General features: G+C 68.5%; 1 protein-coding gene. It reads right to left on the bottom strand.

Features of this window, described 5'->3' with window-relative positions:
- On the bottom strand, positions 1-1382 hold a 1382-nt coding region (locus LK09_RS20355), incomplete at both ends, for an acetate--CoA ligase (protein ID WP_039403822.1).

The raw sequence follows: 1382 nt of genomic DNA, 5'->3' as shown, positions 1-1382 counted from the left end.
CCGACCCAGGCGCGGAGGGTGTGGGCGAGGCCGTCGGGTTCGTGCGCTTTGAGGTAGGACTCTTTGATGATCACGAACGCGACGACGGCTTGTCCGGTGGTGTCGTCGGAGGCGCCGACGACGGCGGCTTCGGCGGTGGCTTCGTGGGCGACGAGGGCGGATTCGATCTCGGCGGTGGACAGCCGGTGTCCGGAGACGTTCATGACGTCGTCGACGCGGCCGAGGAGCCACACGTGTCCGTCGTCGTCCAGGCGGGCGCCGTCGCCGGCGAAGTAGTAGCCCTTGTCGGCGAACATGGACCAGTAGGTGTCCACGTACCGGTCGGGGTCGCCCCAGATGCCGCGGAGCATGGCGGGCCAGGGTTCGGTGATCACGAGCAGGCCGCCGTTGCCGTTGCCGACGTGGTCGCCTTTCTCGTCGACGACGTCGATGCGGATGCCGGGTAGCGGGACTTGTGCTGCGCCGGGTTTGGTTTCGGTGACGCCGGGCAGGGCGCTGATCATGATGGCGCCGGTCTCGGTCTGCCACCAGGTGTCCACGATGGGGGCGTGCCCGGCGCCGATGACGTCCCGGTACCACATCCACGCTTCCGGGTTGATGGGTTCACCCACGCTGCCGAGCACCCGGATCGAGGACAGGTCGAATCCGGCGGGGATCTGCCGGCCGAGTTTCATGAACGACCGGATCGCGGTCGGGGCGGTGTACAGGATGGTGACCCCGTATTTCTGGATGATCTCCCACCACCGGCCCGGGTGCGGGGCGTCCGGGGTGCCCTCGTACAGCACCTGGGTGGCGCCGTTCGCGAGCGGCCCGTACACCACGTACGAGTGCCCGGTGATCCACCCGATATCCGCCGTGCACCAGTACACGTCCGTGTCGGGGTGCACGTCGTGCACGACCTTGTTCGTGAACGCGGCCTGGGTGAGGTACCCGGCCGAGGTGTGCAGGATGCCCTTCGGTTTCCCGGTCGTGCCGGACGTGTACAGGATGAACAACGGGTTCTCCGCCGGAAACGCCCGCGCGGTGTGCTGGTCGGAGGCCTGCGGCACCACCTCATGCCACCACAGGTCCCGGCCTTCCACCCAATCCACGGTGTTGCCGCCGCGCTTGACGACCAGGACGTGTTCCACGGTCTCCTGCTCACCCTGCCCGCCCCGGTCCGCCAACGCGAGATCCACGGCCGGTTTCAGCGCGGACACCTTGCCCTTGCGGTACCCGCCGTCCGCGGTGATCACCAGCTTCGCGCCGGCATCATCGATCCGGGCCCGCAGACTGTCCGCGGAGAACCCGCCGAACACCACCGAATGGATCGCGCCCACCCGCGCCACCGCGAGCATCGCCGCGACCGCTTCCGGGATCATCGGCAGATAGATCGCCACCCG

This window comes from Microbacterium mangrovi (genome assembly GCF_000802305.1).
GTDB lineage: Bacteria > Actinomycetota > Actinomycetes > Actinomycetales > Microbacteriaceae > Microbacterium > Microbacterium mangrovi.
The sequence above is the reverse complement of the archived record's forward strand: the minus strand, read 5'-3'. Positions and strand labels throughout refer to the sequence as shown.